The following is a 13116-nucleotide window of genomic DNA, read 5'->3' on the forward strand; positions in this document are numbered from 1 at the left end:
GGCCGAGCGGAGGTTGTTGAGTTGAGCTTGGTACTCCCCGGGAGCATCGTGCTCTCGAAGTACGACAAATACTCACCGGTCGATGTTCCATGGGAAGACCTGTGGCACATCTTCGTCATCGCGAACGACAAGGGCGGCGCTGGGAAGACCTCCGTCACGGCGAACCTTGCGTTGATGCTCCTGAAGAAGCTGCAGACCGGCGATCCGGCGAACGGCGTTCCCGGTGACCCTGATGCTCGTGTCCTGGTGATCGACCTCAATGCTCAGGGCAACTTGACGGTGCACGAGTTCGGAGCCTCGGACGAGCTGAACGATCACGGCCGTGGGATCTTGCTCGCGCTCAAGGACGGAACTCCCCTCAAGCCGGTCACCGTGCGCGCAGGTCTCGACCTCGTGCCTGGCGGCTCTGAACTGAAGGAAGACGTCACTCCGATCTACAACCGCCTGATGCAGTCGTTCACCCTGAACGCTGACCTACGTTTGCTCCAGTGCCTGCTTCCGATCGCTGGTGACTACGACTACATCATCATCGACACCCCGCCGGAGAACCCCACTCTTCAGCGGTTGGCCATGGGTGCCGGCAGGTGGGTGATCTCGCCCGCTAAGACCGACAGAGGCTCCCTTGACGGGGTGCTCGAGATGAAGAACCAGTTCGAGACCACTCGCGAAGTGAATCCGCTGCTGACGCTGCTCGGCGTAGTGCTCTTCGCGACAGGCCGCAAGGCCAAGCTGATTCACGCCAAGGCTGAGGAGCGTCTCCGGACGATCCTCGGCTCGGCCTACTACAAGTTCCCCACGAACATCGGTCACAGCGAGGCGGTTGCCCAAGAGTCGCGCGACATAGACAGTGAGCCCCTGGTGGCGCTCTTCGATCGGTCTGAGCGAGGAGACGCCAGCCTCCCTGAGACTGTCCGCACAGTGCACGACGACTACCTGAAGCTGACCGACCAGGTAATTGCTCGCTCGGCCGCGCTCAAGAAGATCATTGAGGAGTCCTGACGATGACGACTGAAGCGCCTACACAGTCCGACGTGTACGCTCCGCCGTCCCTCTCTGCTCTTAGCGGTCGTAAGAAGAAGCCGAGTGATGGGGATCAGGCAGCCGCTCCGGAGGCCCAGAACGGAGCTGTCCCGGAGAGTTCGTCTGCTGGGCAGTCGATCGGTGGAGCAGGGGGCCAATCGCTCGACGACATCCCTGACCGCGAAAGAGAAGCAGAGACTCCCGTCTCGCGCCGCCGGCCGAGGCGAGCACCTGTTCAGCGTCCAGATAGTGAGCAGGGTGCTGCTGAACCTACTGGCGTGCCAGTGAGCTTCTCGGTATCGGCAGGCGTCCGGCGCCGCTTGGACCGAGCTCAGGCGAAGGAGCTGACCGGAGGCCAGAAGCGCAAGGGGCACCTGGAGTTCATCTTCGAGGCGCTTGAGGCTGCCCACGGGTTCGGCTGGGAAAAGGTGGTGGCCACGGCAGTGCCCGAGGTCCAGCCAAGGCGGTTCGGCGCGAACCGCGCGCCCAAGGACCGGGAGTTCGCCGGTACCGGCCCCGAAGGGTTGTACGTCCGGATGTCGGAGGAAGACCTCCTGGAGATCGACAAAGCAGCCGAGGAGGCAAAGGTCCCCGACCGCAACAAGCTCGTGGCTATCTGCCTGAACTGGCATCTTCCCGGCCGTAAGGACAAGCCATAGGGCTGGATGCCGATGGACGATCCGTGAGGACGGATGGGCCCGCCGCTCGCGACCGAGTGGCGGGCCCATCCGTCCTCTCCGAGCTCTCCAGATCAGCTGCTGAGAGCAGAGACGGCCAGCGCGCCGACGACCATGTACGGGCCGAAGGCGAGGTGGCTTTTGCGAGTCGCCTTACCGGTCAACATCAGAACGAGGGCGATCGCAGCAGCGAGCACGAAGCCTGCGAAGACACCGCGGAATACTGCCGCCCAGCTTGACCAGCCAAGGAGTGCGCCGACCGCCGGCCCGAGCTTGACGTCGCCCATGCCCATGCCTGCAAGGACGAGGACGAGGTAGAACGCCGTTACGACGGCGGCTGCGGTGAAGACTCGCCCGATGCTGCCGGGTTCACCAGAGAGTCCGGCTCCACAGAGCAGCAGCAAAGTCCCCGCCGACACGGGGAACGTCAGGACATCGGGAAGGCGGTGGACCATGAGGTCGATGACCGTCAGGACCGCACCGCAGGCCAGGAGCCAGTACTGCGCGGCGCCGACCCAACCGGTCGCTCCGGCGGCGCCGAGGGCGGCGAAGGCTGCTCCAGTGAGTACTTCGGCGAGGCCGGCGGCCGGACCGATCTTCTCGTGGCACGACGGGCAGCGACCTGTCGTCGCTCGCAGCCAGCCGCCCAGCCCGGGGGAGGGGTAGGCGGCGGCGCAGGTGGGGCAGGCCCGCCGGTTCGGTTCGCCGCGGGGGACGGCGCGGGCGAAGATCAGCGGTCGGGATGCCGCACCGGCCACCAGTCCGGCGAGGAGCGCGACGACGACGGTGACCACGGGCATCGGGAGGCTCCCCAGGCGGTCGGTGGATGGTGATTTCAGCCAGCCGGGAGGCTGATCTACTGAAACGTAACGAAGCCGGCAAGGGCGGTTGCGGGTGGGGCAGATCGTGATCTTCGGTACAAACCGGCAGGTCGGGGAGGGTGCCGTGGGGAAAAGGGGGTGGTTCGTAGACTTCATCCCTCGTACCGTTCAGAGTCACCAGGGTGGCTCGAATGCGCGGGGAGGTCGATCCGTGTCACACCCGAGGCGTTGATCGCACCTCTATGGGCGATGCGCGCCTGCGCACGGACTCGACGAGAGGGAAGTACGTCCAATGACCGCTGGGTCCCTAGCACCGTCCTCCAGCCGCCCGCCCCGCACGGTCCTGCGGCGGGGCGCACCCGTGTGCGGTGGACCAAGGGACGCAAGGCGCTGTTCGGTGCCATCGGGTTCGGGTCGATCGCGATCGCGGGGGCGGGCTTTACCGGCTCCTACACCGCGGTCCGCGCGCTGGCGGAGGAGAAGGGCTTCGGGTCCTTCGCGCCGGCCTTCCCGCTCGCGGTCGACCTGGGGATCGCGGTGCTGCTGGCTCTCGATCTGGCTCTGACCTCGGTCAACCTGAAGTATCCGCTGCTGCGGTACATAGCGTGGTTGCTGACGGCCGCGACCATCACGTTCAACGCGGCGAGCTCGTGGCCGGACGTGCTGGGATCCGCGATGCACGCCACGATCCCGCTGCTGTTCATCGCGGTGACCGAGGCGATGCGCAACGCGATCGCCAAGGCCACCTCGATCGAGCTCGACCAGCACATGGACTCCATACGGCTGTCCCGCTGGTTCCTCTCTCCAGCGGCGACGTTCTCCATATGGCGGGACATGAAGCTCTGGGAGATCCGGTCCTACGCCCTCGCGCTCGAGCGCTATCAGGAGAAGATGCTGCTGCGCCAGGACCTGAGGGCCGAGTACGGCCGCCGCTGGCGCAAGAAGGCGACCGGCGCGCAGCTGCGGCCCTTGCGCCAGGCCCGGCTCGGCATCCCGATCGACCGCAGCGGGGTCGATGTCGCGGTGGAACGGCAGCCTGATGAGGCTCCGGCCCCGGCTCCGGCTGCTGTTGCCGCGGTGGAATCGCCCGCACCCACCCTGCAGGGCCCGCCCGTTGCTCCGGTGCCCGCCGCCGTCCCCGCGGCAGCCGTCGCGGGGACGGAGCAGCCTGCGCAGCTCGTCTCAGCGCCAGCCTCTCAGTTCGCGGCCCCCTATCCTGCTCGGGCCCCGGCGGCGCGGGAGGAGTTCGCAGGGAAGGCCCGCGGGGCAGGCCTTCCGAATCCCGGCGTGGAGATGCCGGAGGAACCGCTCCTCAGCCCGGCGGCCGGGCAGCAGAGCGTGGAGGCCCCCGTACCGGTGGAGGCGGAGCGAAGGGCGAGGAGTTCGACGCGGAGGACGATGAGGCGGCTGGCGGCGAGATGGAGGAGCCCAAGGTCGACCTGGGCGTGGCACCGCCGAACGAGACCAAGGTGCAGCGGGCCGAGCGGATCTACCTCGCTCACCAGCAGGCCGGGGTGGAGCTGACCAAGCCTAACCTGGCCCGGTGGGCCGGCTACCAACAAGAGGGGTCAGGCCGCACTCAGTACAACAAGCTTGAGAAGAAGCACGGCCCGATAGTGGTCCGCGAGGGCGCTGACCAGCTCGGCCTGGACTGGCGGGCGCCCACCAGGCAGGACGCGGGTCTGAGGACGGCCGAGTCGGTGCGGTAGCGGCCCGGCACCGGGGGAGTGGGCCGTGAGGATCATCGAGTGGGGCGGCCGGGATTCGGCCAGTCCAGCAGAGTGGTGGCGGCGGCGAGCCGTTCGTGGAGCCGGGCCACGGTGGTGGCCAGCTCGGCCTGTCGCCTCCAGAGCTCGGCGAGTGCGTGCCGTTCCGCGCTGCCCATCTGCGCCGCGCGGTCGTGCGCGGCGGTCAGGCGCAGCTCGTCGATGTCCGGGCGGTTGGTGTAACGGGTGGCCAGGGCGCGTACGACCGCCCACCAGCGGTGCTTGGTGGCCTCCGGCACGGGTTGGGCGGAGCGGGGCTCGGCTCGTGAGGCGCGGGGGAGGGATTCCGGCGAGGACGGGGGTGATCTCCATGGGGCCGGTGTGGTCCCAGGCTCCGCACAGGCGCACGCCGTTGACGACGGTTCGTCGCTGCGGTTGTCGACGGCGCCGGTGCCGTACTGGACGCTGACGCCGCCGGGCACCGGGTCGGTGCTGTGCCGGTAGGGCCTGATGACGATGCTGCCGGTCAGCCGGGCACCGTCCACCCGGTAGGTGACCGTGCCGGGTGGCCGGTTGACCGCTGTTTCGCGGACCAGCGCGGTGCCCAGCACCTGGCCGTGGTGGTCGGTGTAGGGGACGCGAGTGGTCCCGGCGGCCGGCCCGGCCGGGGGCGGGGGAGTGGCGGACAGCTCCTCGAAGCGGAGCAGGCGTTCGTGGTGGTGGCGCAACTGCTGCCGGGTGGCAGAGAGTTCGGCTTCGGCGTTCGCCAGAGCCGTACGGGTGGCCTGGACGGCCTGCGGGGCGGCGTGCCGGGCGGCGGCCCGTACGCGGTCAGCATGGCCGGAGTGGGTGTGCCAGTACTGAAGGAGGGCGAGAACGGCAGCGTCCAGGAGGGCGCCGGCGGCGTCGGGTACCCGACGGGTCGCGTAGTTCTCGCCGAGGACGACGCCCTCGACCAGGACACACCCCGGATCGGGCAGCCGGCCGGGCGTGGTGCACGTCGCTGTGCCGTGGGCCCGTACCCGGAAGGCGACCGGCTCGTCCGGGCGCGGCTGGAATGGGCGGACAGGCGAGGCGCCGTCGCCGAAGCTGACCCGGACACCGGCGGGCACGAGTTCGTCGGCCACGGTGTACGGGCGGACCAGGAAGACCCCGTGCAGATGCGTACCGCGTACCGCGTACCGCACGGCGCCGGTGTCCGGGTCGGCGGTCACGGAGGCGGCCAGCGTGCCGATGCCGGGCAGGGTGATCGCGATCTGATCGGGGACGGCTGGAGCGGGCACGGGGAGTCTCCTCGGAGTGAGGCGGCCACCGGTGTCATCCGGTGTCGTCGGCATGGGGGGCGGAGCGGCGGTCCGCTCAGGACCTGGTGTCCGGGTCGTCGGCGGTGTCCTGGTCGGCTTCACGGACCCACTCGCGCTTCTCGCGGGCCCGTTCGGTGCCGTGGTCCAGTTCCTTGGGGTTGTGCCCGGGACAGCAGTAGTCCCGGCGCTTGCCCCGGCGGGTCATCGTGATCGCCATGGCGTCTCCTGTCATCGCTGGTCGAGCACTGCGGCGGCAAGAAACCAAAGAGAGAAAACTCGGACAGCCTGGGGTTCGCGATGCCGTACAGTCGGGTTCACCGACGCGGGGTGGAGCAGCTCGGTAGCTCGCTGGGCTCATAACCCAGAGGTCGCAGGTTCAAATCCTGTCCCCGCTACTGACCATGGCCCCGGCGCACACCGCGTCGGGGCCACTGCCGTTCCCCCCGTCCCCCCCCGGCTGGACCGATGCCCACGCCCAGGTCCTCAGGTTCGGCAGCCCCGTCCCGTCCGGCCATACGCCGGGCGGCAGTCACAATGAGGGGCGTGGACTACGAGAACCAGGAGACGGCCATCGAGCCTGGCGGCACGGCGCAACTCCTTCACCGTCGGCCGCGCACCGCCCGTCAGCACGACCGGCACCGGTCGCCCGCGGCGAGTGCCGCCCTCCCACCCCTTGCGACCACGGACCTCTCCGCAGCACCAGCCGCCCCCGACGACCCGCGGACTCCGGCACAGCGGCGTCCGGCCCGCAGCCAGGTCCGCCACGGTCAGCCCTCCTGCGCCGACTACGGCTGCACCCGCCCCGCCTGCCTGGACGCCGCCCGCAACCGCGCCGCGAACGCGACCGGGAGCGTGCCGCCGGCCTCCGCGGCCGGGTGGACGCCGGCCCGGCGGCCCTGCACGCCGTCGCCCTGCGCGATCGCGGCATGTCCGCCCAGGACATCGCCACCGCCGCCGGCATCTCCGTCACCCTGGTACGCCGCCTGCTCAAGCCCCCGGCACTCAGGCCGTCACACGTCTCCCGGGTGACGTCCGACGCACTGCTCGGAGTCCCGCTCCCGCCCGCGCAGTCACCGGTTCCCCTGGCCGGACGCGGCCAGGTCGACGCCGGTCCGGCCGCGGGCCGCCTCACCGAACTCGCCGAGCGGGGCTGGCCGGCGTCCCGCCTCGCCACCGGGCTGTGCGTCAACGTCCACACCGTCTCCGCGATCCGCGACGGCTGCCACGCCCGCATCAGCATCGCCATCGACCATCGCATCAGGAACCTCCACGCCGCCCTGCTACCCCTCGACCCGGTCACCGCCGGGGTACGGCCGGGCGACGCCTCCCGGGTCCGCACCTGGGCCGCGCGCCGCGCCGCCCAGCTGGGCCCCCTGCACCACGACGCCACCACGGATGTCAGGATGGAGCACCCCCTACCAGCACAAACGACAAGGAACGCGGCGTGAGCCCCACTCCCCACCCCGTCGCCGCCGAGCAGGAATGGGCGGCCCGGACCCTACGCCAGCTCCAGCTTCCACACACCGTCCGCAGTGAGGACGACCTGCTCGCCTTCGTCTCCCGGTACATCGGCCGCACGCTGGTCGTCGTGCCCACCGACGGGCCGATCATCAACGGGGCCCTGGACGACTGGACCGGCGGATCCCTCGCCGTCCGTGTTCCCCCGACCACCAGCGTCGCCGACCGCCGACGCCTGGTCTGCCGGGGCGCAGCCCGCGCGCTCTACCGGCACTACGGCGCACGCAACGGCCAGCCGGACTACAGCCAGCCGATCGAGCGCGAGATCGAGTACATGGCCATGGCCCTCACCGAGCACCTCGGACACACCTCGCGCGCCACGGGCCGCTGGCGCCGCAGGCGCTGAACTCGATGGCTCCCTCGTGGGGGAGCTGTCACACCGAGCGCCGGTTCGGCACCTCTAGCGGATAACCCCATGTGGAGAGGACCGTTGTCCCGCAGCGAATCCCCGGCGTTCGTCCGCCGCGACATCACCTCGGTCTACGAACCGCACCCCTGGACCGTCGAGCGCCTCGACCTGCGCCGCTGGGCCACCGGCGAGACCGCGCAGACCGCCCAGCGCGAGCTGGCCGCCTCCGATGACGTCGTGCCCCTCCCCGGCACCGCCCAGATGGAAGGAGAGGCCCAGGTCTTCTCCGCCCTCATCGCGAGCTACGGCCGCCACCGGCCGGCGCTCACCGGGGGCCCGTTCGGAATCATGAGCGTGACCCCGAAGCCCGGCGAACTGGTGGCGTGCCTGTCGCCGGACCAACCCACGCACTGGGCCCGGGCCCTCGCCGTTGCAACCGGGCCGCGCGGTCACGGCGTGGCCGCACTGCGGTGGGCCCACCGGGACGATGACATCGTGCTGACCCTGGACGGGATGCGGATCGTCCTCGCCCAGACCGCCGAGCACGCGTGGGAGCGCGCCGTCGACCAGGCCTCGCTCCCCGACGGCCAGCACCACCCCAACGCCCGGATCGCACCCGAGACGACACCGGTCGACGCCGCCGAGCGCGCCCACCGCGAGCGCTACCGGGCACGCCTTCGAGGCCTCGCGCCCCAGATGTCGGCGACGTTGCGCCGTATCGGGCTGCTCGCCACGGTGGCGGCCCGGCATTCGACGGTCGAACTGCTCGTCACGACCCACCGGGGCGTTCCGTACCTGCTCGACGCTTCGGCGGGCTGGCCCAGCACGATCCCGCTGTGGTCGTCGCTGTCGGTCCGCTGGACCTGTGGCCGGCCGCGCTCGCGCACCATGAGGTCCCGACCGTTGACCCGCGCGCCGCGGTGATCTGGGCGGCGGGCGCCTTCGGCGAGGCCCTGTGGGAGCAGGACGCCGCGCAGGCGCTGTCCGCCTGGCCGGCCTGGCGCCCGAACCGCTGGGACTGCGGGCCGCGCGCTGGGCGCTGGTGACCGCGGAGACGGTGCTCGCGGACCCGGCCTACATGTCGGTCTTCGACGGCGGGGGCTGGGCCGGGAACTGCCGCCGCTACGGCGACCTGGACATCGCCCACGAGAGCTACCGCCCGGTGCTGCCGCCCGGCGCGGAGCAGCTCCTGGAGCGCCACGACGTGGACCTGGCCGCCCTCGGTGAACTCGCCCTGGGGGAGGACCTGAGCGAATACCGTCTGCCCACCGGGGAACTGGACATCGACCTGGACAGGGAAGGACAGGGCACGCTGGTCGCACTGCTCGACTGGGTCCTGGCAGCGGCGACCCGGCCGGCGGCGGACGAGTGGGACTGGAAGAGCGGCCCCATCAGCGGGTCGTGGAACGCCCAGCGCGCGCTGGACAGTCCGGCCGGAGTCCTCGATCTCCACGTGCACCGCGACGCGAACGGCAGCAGCTACACGGTGCAGGTCATCTCCGGCGAGCTCGGCGAAGGCGAGTACACCTGTGTCTCGGAGTCGCAGAGCGGCCCCCTCCGCCACCGCCGCCGCGCTCCTGGCCCAGCACGCGGCGATCGAAGCCGGCGCCAGCATGCGGCACCGGCGCGACAGCCGCAAGGGCCGACTCCTCCTGCCCGAGCCGGTCCCGGCCACCGCGCAGCCGACCATCGCCGACGTCATCCTCGCCGCGTCCGCCGACCGGGTGCTGAGCTTCACAGGCTTCGCCGCGGGCCTGACCCGCCTGTGGGGCCGGGTCCATGAGGTGACGGGCGCCGCGGAGGGGCACTGGCTGCGTGACCCCCACTACCCCGAGGACACCTCCGACTACATCAACTCCCCGACCGCTACGTCACCGAATGGTGCGGAGTTCCCGGCACGCACCACGGCGAAGGGGCCAACACCGCTTCGGTGGACAGCGCCGCCTACCGCCGCCATCTGATGGCTCACCGCGCCGCCCTCGACCCGTTCGTCACGTGCTACCTCGCCGCGGCCGAACGGCCCACCGGCGATTCGGCGACGACCACGCCCGGCCCGGTGCCCCGCTGTTCCCCTCCGAGCGCAAGAACACCGACGGCTCCTCCCGCCGGGTGGGTGACGACGCACTGCGCAACGGCCTCGGCGCCGCGACCAAGCTGCATCTACCGACCTGGACCGACAAGTTGACGCCGCACGTCCTGCGGCACTTCTGCGCGTCCCAGCTCTATCTGAACGGGCTGGACCTGATCTCGATCCAGGAGGTTTTGGGACATTCCTGGATTGCTACGACGATGCGGTACGTCCACGTGCAGCAGACCCGGGTCGAGGACGCCTGGGCCGCCGGGACCGAGCGGGCCGCGAAGCGACTGGAAGGACTGATCCGATGAGGTGGAATCTGCGGCTGACGGCCGCGAACAAGGGCATCTGGAAGGCATCTGAGCTGCAACGCAGCCTGGCCGAGCACGGGCTGGTGATCTCGGCGGGCAAGATGTCCGGGTTGTGGTCCGGCCAGCCGGTCTCCCTCAAGCTCGACGACCTGGACGTCATCTGCGTCGTCCTGGGCTGCGAGATCGGCGAGCTGATGATCCCCGAGCCGCAGAAGGTAGTCCGTCCCAGCGAGGAGACCGCTGCACGGGCGGCTGTCGGTTCCTCCGGGGTGGCCCCGGCGGTGGTACCCCGCCGCCGTGACGGTCGCTCACTGCCACCGATGTGATCCGGAGGATTCGAATATGGGGCATATCGGCCAGGACAAGCCCGCGGCTTCCTGCGTGGGCTGCTTCGCCTGGGGCCAGTTACCAGGCCGTTTCTGCCGAGCCTGCTACACCTACGGCCAGCTCAACGCCCTTGGGGTGTGTCTCATTTGCCGACGTGACATACCCGTCCACGACGGTCACTGCCGACTCTGCCGGGCCCAGGCGAGTTGGGCCGTCAAAGCCGCAGGAGCCACCGGTGAGGCCGCCGCGCTCGCGATCTTCCTGCGCGGGGTGAAGCATCAGCAGTTGTTCTTCGCGAACCTGCAGCGGCCCCGCAACGGCGGACCTCCCGTCGGCAAGCAGGGGCGACGCGTCCGTCCGACTGCCGACGTTGAACAGGTGCGGCTTCACTCGCCATGGGTGCAGCCACGGCTCACCGAGACCCCGCAAGACTTCAGCCGGTTCGTCCGTCACCGCCGGGACCCGGCCAATCCCACCCTGGACCAGGCCAGACGTCGGGCCGGCGCGATCGGCGAGGCCCACGGCTGGACCAGATGGGTCGCCCGGGAAGTCGACCGCGCCCTGGTCATCCTCCTGTCAGGGCACCAGACAGGAGACAAGGTCTCGTACGCGCAGATGTCCGAGGGGCTGCGGCACTTCGGCCTCACCATCAAGCGCACTGCCGAGATCCTCGACCAGCTCGACCTCCTTGACGACGACCGCGTCCCGGTTTTCGAGTCCTGGCTGTCCCAGCGGCTCGACGGTCTCGCCGACGGGATCCGCCGTGACGTCGAGGACTGGCTGCGAACCCTGCGTGACGGCGGTCCCCGCAGTCAGCCCCGCGAGCAGGGCACCGCCATGAAGTACCTGACCGAGATCCGCCCGGTGCTGCTGGACTGGTCAGGCCGGCTCGACCACCTGCGCGAGGTCACGCGCGCTGACGTCCTGGCCGTCCGCGATCAGTTGGAAGGCTCGAAGCGGCACCACACCGTCAGCGTGCTGCGGTCCCTGTTCCGGCACTGCAAGAAGCAGGGCACCATCTTCCGCGATCCCGCCGCCCGGGTCCGCGTCGGCCGCCAGGACTACCGCGTCCTTCTTCCCCTCGAACCGCACGAGGTCCGCGCCGCCGTCGACGCCGCGACCACGCCGGTCGCGCGGCTCGCCCTGGCCCTGGCCGCTGTCCACGCAGCCCGGCCGAAGGCGGTGCGTGAACTCCAACTCGACGACGTGGACCTGGGCAATCGCCGCCTGGTCCTGGCCGGTCGCGCCCGCCCGCTCGACGATCTCACCCGTCAGGCGGTCCTCGCCTGGCTCGACTACCGCCGCCGGCGATGGCCCAACACCGCAAACCCTCACTTGATCGTCAGCCAGCACACCGCCATGGACACCCGTCCGGTCAGCGGCGTGTGGATCACCGAAGCCCTCCGCGGCCAGACCGCGACGCTGGAGCGACTGCGCATGGACCGCCAGTTGGAGGAAGCTCTCACCCACGGCCCCGACCCGCTCCACCTCGCCGAGGTCTTCGGCCTCGACGAGAAGACCGCCATCCGCTACGCGAACTCCGCCCGCCAGATCCTGGAACGGCCGCTGGAGAGCGACCCCGCAACTTCACCACGAACCCGAGGGTCCACACCCCAACAGCACGACGACGGACCCTCGGGTTCCTACTGAAGACCCTTCAGTTTCCCTGAACTCGCGGGGGTTACGGCCCTGTTCTCGTATAGCTACGGCGAACGGACATGTAGCGCGGAGCGCAGTTAGCGGGCGGCTTTGAGAGCACGGGTCTCAGTTGACGTTGCCGGTCAGCGGGCGGAGAGGGCTGACCGGCGGCGGTGCTCGGCTTGCTTACAGCGCCGCCGGTCAGTACACCCGCTCCGGCTTCGAGCCCGGCGGCAGCACAGCGCCGCAGACCGGACACAACCGATCCGGCCCACGTACCCGTAGTCGCGCGACCTTGCCGCCGCCCACCCCAACAGCGTAGATGGACGGGGCAGGCCAAAGACGATCACTCAGGGCACGGTGATGATGATCTTTCCGCGTGCGTGGCCGGCGGCGCTGACGTCATGGGCCGCGGCGGTCTCCTTCAGCGGGAACGCGGCGTGCAGGGGGACGGTGAGGCGGCCCTGATCGGCCAGGTCCGCCGCCAACGGCAGTCCTGCCCAGCCCGGTGACTCTCCTGCCTCGGAGCGGGAGAACCGCACTCCGTGCCGAGCGGCGTCGAAGTCCGCGATGGTCACCACGCGGTGCGGGTCGCCGACGATGGCCACCAGTTCGGCAAGGGAGCCCTTGCCGGCCGCGTCCAGAACCACGTCGACACCGTGCGGAGCCAGTGCAGCAAGGCGATCGGCCAGGCCCGGCCCGTAGGTGACCGGTACGACGCCGAGCCCCTTGAGGAAACCGTGATTGCTCTCGCTGGCGGTGCCGATCACGGTGAGGCCGCGGGCCCGGGCGAGTTGCGCGGTGATGGTACCGACACCGCCGGCGGCGCCCTCGATCAACAAGGTCATGCCCTCGACGGCGTCCAAGGCTTCCAGTACACGCGTGGCCGTGTCGATATTGCCCGCGGCGCCACCCGCTTCCCCGAAGGACCACGACCGAGGCTTGGGCGCCCACGCCTCCAGCACGGCGTACTCGGCCGCGGCACCGCCCTGGTCCACGAAGGGAACGAGACCGAAGACCGCATCTCCCACGGCGGTGCCGGTCACCCCCTCTCCCACCTCGTCGACGATGCCCGCGGCATCCATGCCTGGTACATGGGGCAAGTCCAGGGAGACGAAGTCCTGCAACATCCCTGAACGCAGGTACCAGTCGGCAGGGGTGACGCCGGTGGCACGCACGGCGATGCGGACCCGACCGGGCCCGGCGTGCGGCTCCTCGACCTCTTCGACGGCAAGAACCTCGGAACCGCCATAGCGGTGGTACTGCACAGCAAACACGGACAGCCTCCATACACACGGCACGTCGTTCGACAGGAGAACTCACAGCCGCTCACCTCCGCGGCCGGGAGCCGACCGCGGGAACCCGCGGCAT

General features: G+C 70.2%; 15 protein-coding genes and 1 tRNA gene. 12 read left to right on the forward strand and 4 right to left on the reverse strand.

Annotated elements, in window-relative coordinates; all coding sequences use genetic code 11:
- Nucleotides 1-48: 48 nt before the first annotated feature.
- The gene (locus tag FCI23_RS31805) at nt 49-999 is read left to right on the forward strand and encodes a ParA family protein (protein WP_169317023.1); all 951 of its coding nucleotides are present in this window, start codon (nt 49-51) and stop codon (nt 997-999) included.
- Between the two features lie 341 nt (nt 1000-1340).
- A complete protein-coding gene (locus FCI23_RS31810) occupies nt 1341-1679 on the forward strand; it encodes a hypothetical protein (protein ID WP_136727497.1) in 339 nt (112 codons plus the stop codon).
- Nucleotides 1680-1771: 92 nt separating this feature from the next.
- Here FCI23_RS31810 and FCI23_RS31815 read toward each other — a convergent pair whose 3' ends face one another.
- On the reverse strand, nt 1772-2497 hold the full coding sequence (locus FCI23_RS31815; RefSeq protein ID WP_136727498.1) for a prepilin peptidase: 726 nt from the start codon (nt 2495-2497) through the stop codon (nt 1772-1774).
- 384 nt (nt 2498-2881) lie between these two features.
- Between FCI23_RS31815 and FCI23_RS31820 the strand changes: the two genes are divergently transcribed.
- Nucleotides 2882-4042 carry a DUF2637 domain-containing protein gene (locus tag FCI23_RS31820; protein WP_169317024.1) on the forward strand — a complete coding sequence of 387 codons (1161 nt, stop codon included), beginning with the start codon at nt 2882-2884 and terminating at the stop codon, nt 4040-4042.
- Nucleotides 4033-4227, forward strand: a complete 195-nt coding sequence (locus tag FCI23_RS31825) for a hypothetical protein (protein ID WP_136727500.1) — start codon at nt 4033-4035, stop codon at nt 4225-4227. Before FCI23_RS31820 ends, FCI23_RS31825 begins: the two co-directional genes overlap by 10 nt.
- 32 nt (nt 4228-4259) lie before the next feature.
- Here the strand turns inward: FCI23_RS31825 and FCI23_RS31830 are convergent, their stop codons facing one another.
- Both FCI23_RS31830 and FCI23_RS56860 read right to left on the reverse strand, forming a co-directional pair.
- Entirely contained in the window at nt 4260-5507 is a 1248-nt protein-coding gene (locus FCI23_RS31830; RefSeq protein WP_136727501.1) for a hypothetical protein, read from the reverse strand.
- A gap of 76 nt (nt 5508-5583) precedes the next feature.
- Nucleotides 5584-5745, reverse strand: coding sequence for a hypothetical protein (locus FCI23_RS56860; protein ID WP_169317025.1), 162 nt, complete (start codon nt 5743-5745; stop codon nt 5584-5586).
- 104 nt (nt 5746-5849) lie between these two features.
- Here FCI23_RS56860 and FCI23_RS31835 point away from each other — a divergent pair.
- The 8 genes from FCI23_RS31835 (at nt 5850) to FCI23_RS58405 (ending at nt 11757) form a co-directional block, all read left to right on the forward strand.
- A tRNA-Met gene (locus FCI23_RS31835) sits at nt 5850-5923 on the forward strand.
- Between the two features lie 480 nt (nt 5924-6403).
- Nucleotides 6404-6976 (forward strand): hypothetical protein, encoded by a 573-nt coding sequence (locus FCI23_RS56865; RefSeq protein ID WP_169317026.1) that lies wholly within the window; start codon nt 6404-6406, stop codon nt 6974-6976.
- Nucleotides 6973-7392 (forward strand): hypothetical protein, encoded by a 420-nt coding sequence (locus FCI23_RS56870; RefSeq protein ID WP_169317027.1) that lies wholly within the window; start codon nt 6973-6975, stop codon nt 7390-7392. The genes FCI23_RS56865 and FCI23_RS56870 overlap by 4 nt, the downstream gene beginning before the upstream one ends.
- 84 nt (nt 7393-7476) lie before the next feature.
- Entirely contained in the window at nt 7477-8319 is an 843-nt protein-coding gene (locus FCI23_RS31845) for a hypothetical protein (RefSeq protein WP_136727503.1), read from the forward strand.
- Between the two features lie 31 nt (nt 8320-8350).
- A complete protein-coding gene (locus FCI23_RS31850) occupies nt 8351-9178 on the forward strand; it encodes a hypothetical protein (RefSeq protein WP_136727504.1) in 828 nt (275 codons plus the stop codon).
- Between the two features lie 212 nt (nt 9179-9390).
- Nucleotides 9391-9780, forward strand: coding sequence for a tyrosine-type recombinase/integrase (locus tag FCI23_RS31855; protein WP_246144250.1), 390 nt, complete (start codon nt 9391-9393; stop codon nt 9778-9780).
- Complete coding sequence (locus FCI23_RS31860; RefSeq protein WP_136727506.1) at nt 9777-10106, forward strand: helix-turn-helix domain-containing protein; 330 nt, start codon at nt 9777-9779, stop codon at nt 10104-10106. The genes FCI23_RS31855 and FCI23_RS31860 overlap by 4 nt, the downstream gene beginning before the upstream one ends.
- 16 nt (nt 10107-10122) lie before the next feature.
- Nucleotides 10123-11757, forward strand: a complete 1635-nt coding sequence (locus FCI23_RS58405; RefSeq protein WP_211265526.1) for a hypothetical protein — start codon at nt 10123-10125, stop codon at nt 11755-11757.
- A gap of 338 nt (nt 11758-12095) precedes the next feature.
- Here the strand turns inward: FCI23_RS58405 and FCI23_RS31870 are convergent, their stop codons facing one another.
- Complete coding sequence (locus FCI23_RS31870; protein WP_169317028.1) at nt 12096-13022, reverse strand: NADP-dependent oxidoreductase; 927 nt, start codon at nt 13020-13022, stop codon at nt 12096-12098.
- Nucleotides 13023-13116: the final 94 nt, after the last annotated feature.

It is taken from the genome of Actinacidiphila oryziradicis (genome assembly GCF_005047355.1).
GTDB classification, from domain to species: Bacteria; Actinomycetota; Actinomycetes; order Streptomycetales; family Streptomycetaceae; genus Actinacidiphila; species Actinacidiphila oryziradicis.

Bases quoted from the DNA above. Each gene is read 5' to 3' on its own strand.
- FCI23_RS31860 (WP_136727506.1), top strand. From the start codon at position 9,777: ATGAGGTGGAATCTGCGGCTGACGGCCGCGAACAAGGGCATCTGGAAG.
- FCI23_RS56860 (WP_169317025.1), bottom strand. From the start codon at position 5,745: ATGGCGATCACGATGACCCGCCGGGGCAAGCGCCGGGACTACTGCTGT.
- FCI23_RS31815 (WP_136727498.1), bottom strand. From the start codon at position 2,497: ATGCCCGTGGTCACCGTCGTCGTCGCGCTCCTCGCCGGACTGGTGGCC.
- FCI23_RS58405 (WP_211265526.1), top strand. From the start codon at position 10,123: ATGGGGCATATCGGCCAGGACAAGCCCGCGGCTTCCTGCGTGGGCTGC.